Annotated in this window: 6 protein-coding genes and 1 pseudogene; 5 read left to right on the top strand and 2 right to left on the bottom strand. The window is 40.8% G+C overall.

Annotation, left to right across the window (positions count from 1 at the left end; all coding sequences use genetic code 11):
• Window positions 1-87: 87 nt before the first annotated feature.
• Together QZY09_RS07215 and sucC are read right to left on the bottom strand one after the other, a co-directional pair.
• Complete coding sequence (locus tag QZY09_RS07215; protein ID WP_295670267.1) at window positions 88-318, bottom strand: fructose-6-phosphate aldolase; 231 nt, start codon at window positions 316-318, stop codon at window positions 88-90.
• A gap of 91 nt (window positions 319-409) precedes the next feature.
• Window positions 410-1,633: an ADP-forming succinate--CoA ligase subunit beta gene (gene sucC, locus QZY09_RS07210; RefSeq protein WP_295670270.1), complete on the bottom strand. Its 1,224-nt coding sequence runs from the start codon at window positions 1,631-1,633 to the stop codon at window positions 410-412.
• Between the two features lie 151 nt (window positions 1,634-1,784).
• Here sucC and QZY09_RS07205 point away from each other — a divergent pair, with 151 nt between their 5' ends.
• The 5 genes and pseudogenes from QZY09_RS07205 to QZY09_RS07185 all read left to right on the top strand — a co-directional run bounded on the left by QZY09_RS07205 (window position 1,785) and on the right by QZY09_RS07185 (window position 5,248).
• Complete coding sequence (locus tag QZY09_RS07205; protein WP_295670264.1) at window positions 1,785-2,438, top strand: ABC transporter ATP-binding protein; 654 nt, start codon at window positions 1,785-1,787, stop codon at window positions 2,436-2,438.
• A 164-nt stretch (window positions 2,439-2,602) separates the two neighbouring features.
• The gene (locus QZY09_RS07200) at window positions 2,603-2,899 is read left to right on the top strand and encodes a hypothetical protein (protein ID WP_295670261.1); all 297 of its coding nucleotides are present in this window, start codon (window positions 2,603-2,605) and stop codon (window positions 2,897-2,899) included.
• Window positions 2,900-3,000: 101 nt separating this feature from the next.
• Window positions 3,001-3,330, top strand: a complete 330-nt coding sequence (locus tag QZY09_RS07195) for a hypothetical protein (protein WP_295670259.1) — start codon at window positions 3,001-3,003, stop codon at window positions 3,328-3,330.
• A 56-nt stretch (window positions 3,331-3,386) separates the two neighbouring features.
• A pseudogene (locus tag QZY09_RS07190) lies at window positions 3,387-4,227 on the top strand (MBL fold metallo-hydrolase).
• 157 nt (window positions 4,228-4,384) lie between these two features.
• The gene (locus tag QZY09_RS07185) at window positions 4,385-5,248 is read left to right on the top strand and encodes an RNA polymerase sigma factor RpoD/SigA (protein WP_295670256.1); all 864 of its coding nucleotides are present in this window, start codon (window positions 4,385-4,387) and stop codon (window positions 5,246-5,248) included.
• Window positions 5,249-5,394 lie beyond the last annotated feature (146 nt).

Here is a 5,394-nt window from a genome sequence, read left to right as displayed (position 1 = left end):
AGGAGTTGATGGTTCATAGATCATAGTTCATAGTCGAAATTAGCTTTTCCCCCCATGAACCATCAACTATGAACCATGAACTATTCATTATAGTTCTAATTTAAGGATCTGCCCGAAAGGCAAATCCTTAATAATATTCATTATATATTCCGTTTTATCATGCAAGCCCACTTTGTCAAGTGATTTATCCGGCCTGTCGACCCTAAAATAGGCCAGCAGCGTGAATTTATCATCCCGCAGCTGTACATAATCGGGTATTTTGGCAACGCCTTTTACTTTTATGATATGATAGATCATAGTTGATGGTTCATGGTTCATGGCAGAAAGAATTGTGGGTTTTGCATCCATACAATATTCAAATATCTACTTTTCTACTATGAACTATGAACTATGAACCATCAACCATGAACTACAATGCCAACACTTCCTTCACCCGTTCGGCAGCTTCCTTAAGCAATATGGCCGAGTAACCTTTTAAGCCTGAATTATCAATCAGTTGTTTTGCTTCAACAGCATTAGTGCCCTGTAAACGAACGATGATGGGTACCGGGATATTGCCTATTTCATGGTAAGCATCAATAACACCTTGTGCCACACGGTCGCAACGTACGATGCCACCAAAAATATTGATCAGGATGGCTTTTACATGCGGATCTTTTAAAATGATATTGAAAGCAGCCTTAACAGTTTGCGCATTGGCAGTTCCGCCTACGTCCAAAAAGTTAGCAGGCTCGCCGCCGGCAAGTTTAATAATGTCCATCGTTGCCATGGCCAAACCAGCACCGTTTACCATGCAACCAACGTTGCCATCAAGCTTTACATAGTTAAGGTTTGATTTGCCGGCCTCAAATTCCATTGGGTCTTCTTCGTCAGTATCGCGCATTGCGGCATAATCCGGGTGACGGAATAAGGCATTTTCATCCAGGTTTACTTTGGCATCAACTGCCAATATTTTATTGTCGGATGTTTTTAAAACCGGGTTGATCTCAAATTGTGATGAATCAGTCGCGTCATAAGCTTTATATAGTGCCGTGATGAATTTCACCATTTCTTTAAAGGCATCACCCGAAAGCCCAAGGTTAAAAGCAATTTTACGTGCCTGAAACCCTTGCAGGCCAACTTTAGGATCAATTTCTTCTTTATGGATCAACTCAGGGGTTGAATGTGCAACTTCTTCAATATCCATGCCGCCTTCAGTTGAATACATGATGATATTGCGGCCTTTTGCCCTGTCGAGCAATACGCTGATATAAAATTCTTTGGTAGCACTTTCGCCCGGGTAATAAACATCCTGGGCAACCAAAACTTTTCTTACTAATTTTCCTTCGGGGCCGGTTTGGGGGGTAACCAGCTGCATGCCTAATATCGCGCCAGCTCTTTCTTTAACCTCTTCCAGGTTTTTGGCTAATTTAACGCCGCCGCCTTTACCGCGGCCACCGGCATGGATCTGGGCTTTAATAACTACCCAGTCTGAACCGTAATCTTCTTTCATTTTTTTTGCAGCTTCAGTAGCCTGTTCAACAGTATCGGCAACAATGCCTTCCTGAACCCTAACGCCAAAGCTTTTTAATATGGCTTTACCCTGATATTCGTGAATGTTCATGTCTTTTGAAGAATTTGCCGTAAAGCTAATAAATAAGTCCGAAAGTCAGGAAGTCCGAAAGTCTGGAAGGAAATTTATTGTGAGGATTTTTACATTAGAGAATCAAAACTATTTTCTGTTTTTTTTGAACATTTTTTTACTAATCTCCAATCACTGATCTCTAATCTCCTTATCTTCGCCCATGCTCAAAGCCAAAAATATCCATAAAGCATACGGACAGCTCGAAATATTAAAAGGTGTTGACCTTGAGGTGAAGAAAGGCGAGATCGTGACCATAGTAGGTGCGTCGGGTGCCGGAAAAAGCACGCTGCTTAATATTTTAGGCACCTTAGACAGGCCTGGCCTGGGTAAACTTTTTATAGACGGCATTGAAGTAAGCGGACTTAATAAGAAAAATTTGAGCGCGTTCCGTCAGCAGCGCATCGGGTTTATATTCCAGTTTCATCATTTGTTGAATGAATTTGATGCCATCGAGAATGTATGCATCCCGGCTTTTATTGCAGGAACATCTAAACAAGATGCAGAAAAAAGAGCGGTTGAACTGCTCAAACTGCTTGGCCTTGGCGAAAGATTGAATCATAAACCGAGCGAACTATCTGGCGGAGAGCAGCAGAGGGTGGCTGTTGCCCGGGCACTGATCAATAAGCCGGCTATAATTTTTGCCGATGAGCCTTCGGGCAACCTTGACTCAACAAACGCTTTGGAGTTACACCAGTTGTTTATAAAGTTACGTACCGATTTTAATCAGACGTTTGTAATTGTTACCCACAACCAGGATCTGGCCGATCTGTCGGACCGTACGGTGATGATGAAGGACGGATTGATCGTAAGTTGAGCCTCACCCAACCCTCTCCAAAGGAGAGGGCTTAAAAACAAATGTCCGGGGGCGCAGTTTCAAGTCCTCGCCAAAGGAGAGGATGAGTGAGGGCTTCGCCGTTTAGGTGAGGCAACTCGGGCGCGAACGGAAGTGAAGACCAAAATTTGTACTACTAACGGAGCATGTATATTTTAATTACCGCAGCCACATCGGCACAAGCCTATAAGCTTAAAAATAGTTTGAATTCGACTTATATTATTCTTGGCGATTATATGGATTTGCCAGCTATTATGCTAAAAAACGCCAATATGATCAAACTGCCCAGCCCGGCATCAGCTTCGTATGCGCACGAAATGCTAACTTTATGCCTGGATAAGCAAATTAATTCTGTTTACACTTTGAAGGATGAGGAGCGGCGGCTCTTAGCGGAAGCGGAACAGTTGTTTCGAGAGTTTGGAATAGAATTACATCATATTTGATAAATTTGGTTCAAAAACCATATTTTCCATTTTTTTATGTACCGGTGGGACATGGAAAAAGTTAAGGAAACTTATTGAAGCTGATTGGATAATATAAAATCATGAAAAAAAGAGGATTAGTTATTCTTGGAGTCTGCGTGGCAGTGTTACTAATCATCCTTGCTTTACCATTTTTGATAAGAAAAATTCCAGAGCATAATGACGAAGAATTAGTGAAGCAAACAAATGAAATAATTAAGAAATTGGAGGATTACAGAGAAAAGCATCATACGGTTCCAGATTCATTAGAACAGTTGGGGTTAAAAATACCGGAAGATTTTCCTTTGGATTATATTAAAGAAGATAGTTTAGATTATGTAATTGGCTTTCAGTTTGTTGCCTTTCATTCAAAAGCCTATCATTCAAATAGAAGACGATGGGAAATTAATTAAACGATTTTAAATCCACACTTTCCTGCTATGAACCATGAACCATCAACTATGAACCAATGAAGCTACACACCATAGATACCGTTTTTTTTAAATTAGATGGCGGCGCCATGTTTGGCGTTGTGCCTAAGACAATTTGGAGCAGAACCAACCCGGCTGACGAGAACAACCTTTGCACCTGGGCCATGCGGTGTTTGCTTGTTGAGGATGAAGGCAGGCTGATCCTGATCGATACAGGTATCGGCAACAAACAGGATGAACGATTTTTTAGTCATTATTATTTGCATGGCGATGCCAGTATGGATAGTTCACTAAATAAATTGGGCTTTCACCGGGACGATATCACAGACGTTTTTTTAACCCACCTGCATTTTGACCACGTTGGTGGAGCTGTTATCAGGCACGGAGAAAAACTGGAGCCTGCTTTTAAAAATGCAACCTATTGGAGTAATGAACAACACTGGGAATGGGCGGTTAACCCGAATGAAAGGGAAAAAGCATCGTTTTTGAAAGAGAATATTTTACCTATACAGGAAAGCGGGCAGTTGAAGTTTATCCCTGCAGAAGACGGGTTCAAATTTACGGACAATATCAGCATCAAATTTGCTTACGGACACACCGATGCGATGATGCTGCCTTTGATCAACTACAAAGGACATTCCGTATTATATATGGCAGACCTGTTGCCATCAGTGGGGCATATTCCGTTGCCATATGTAATGGCTTATGATATGTTTCCACTAAAAACTTTGCGCGAAAAAAAAACTTTTTTTAACGGAGGCTATTGACAAACAATATATTTTGTATCTTGAACACGACCCCGTAAATGAATGTTGTACATTGCATCAAACCGAAAAGGGCATTAGGCTAAAGGAAACTTTTAACCTGAAGGAAATTTAAATGGGGGTTAATTTTTACCGCAAAAACCGTGCAATTAAACACATAAAATCAGCAAAATGTAAATATTTATTTATGCATAGATTTTGAAAAAATCTTGCAACAATTTCCTACCTTTGCACGTTCATTTCTAAAATAAAAATCGAGGCTAATAAAATAAATGAGACAACTCAAAATAACCCAATCAATTACCAATCGTGAGTCACAATCTCTTGATAAGTATTTACACGAAATTGGTAAAGTTGACCTGATCACAGCCGAAGAAGAAGTAATATTAGCTCAAAAAATAAGGGAAGGTGACCAGGCAGCTTTAGAGCGTTTGACCAAAACCAACCTTCGTTTTGTAGTTTCTGTAGCTAAACAATATCAAAACCAGGGCTTAACCCTTGGCGACTTAATAAACGAGGGAAACCTTGGACTAATAAAAGCTGCAAAGCGTTTTGACGAAACAAAAGGCTTTAAATTTATTTCGTACGCGGTATGGTGGATCCGCCAATCAATATTGCAGGCTATTGCGGAGCAATCGCGCATTGTGCGTTTACCATTGAACCAGGTAGGCTCATTAAGCAAGATCAGCAAGGCATTTTCTAAATTAGAACAGGAATTTGAACGCGAACCTTCACCTGAAGAGTTGGCGGATATGCTGGAAACTACTGTTGATAAAATATCTGATACATTAAGTAATTCAGGCCGCCATGTATCCATGGATGCTCCGTTTGTGCAGGGCGAAGAAAATACACTGCTGGATGTGCTGGAAAACCAGGAACCCAATACCGATTCGATACTGATCAATGAGTCATTGTCTGAAGAGATCAAACGTTCCCTGTCAACCCTTACCGAACGGGAGCGCGAAATCATCGTTTTGTTCTTCGGTTTAGGTACCAACCATCCGCTGTCGCTGGAGGAGATCGGCGAGAAATTTAACCTTACCCGCGAACGTGTAAGGCAGATAAAAGATAAAGCTATTACAAAATTGCGCACGCCCGGCCGATGCCAGTTATTGAAAACTTACCTGGGGAATTAGTATTTAGTCGACAGTACCTGGTAAATCGACGATATTAAATTTCGCAATTAAATACATAAAAAATATCCCGCGACAGAGTTGCGGGATTTTTTTATTTTATATCGTTAAAGAAGGAATGGTAAGCGAAAATGGCAATTTAGTGAGTT

The organism is uncultured Mucilaginibacter sp., assembly GCF_903913935.1.
GTDB lineage: Bacteria > Bacteroidota > Bacteroidia > Sphingobacteriales > Sphingobacteriaceae > Mucilaginibacter.
This window is presented reverse-complemented; position numbering and strand designations above follow the sequence as displayed.

What these genes read in the sequence shown, in the direction of transcription:
- QZY09_RS07215 (WP_295670267.1), bottom strand. Translation starts at nt 318, where the DNA reads ATGAACCATGAACCATCAACTATGATCTATCATATCATAAAAGTAAAA.
- QZY09_RS07205 (WP_295670264.1), top strand. Translation starts at nt 1,785, where the DNA reads ATGCTCAAAGCCAAAAATATCCATAAAGCATACGGACAGCTCGAAATA.
- QZY09_RS07200 (WP_295670261.1), top strand. Translation starts at nt 2,603, where the DNA reads ATGTATATTTTAATTACCGCAGCCACATCGGCACAAGCCTATAAGCTT.
- QZY09_RS07195 (WP_295670259.1), top strand. Translation starts at nt 3,001, where the DNA reads ATGAAAAAAAGAGGATTAGTTATTCTTGGAGTCTGCGTGGCAGTGTTA.
- QZY09_RS07185 (WP_295670256.1), top strand. Translation starts at nt 4,385, where the DNA reads ATGAGACAACTCAAAATAACCCAATCAATTACCAATCGTGAGTCACAA.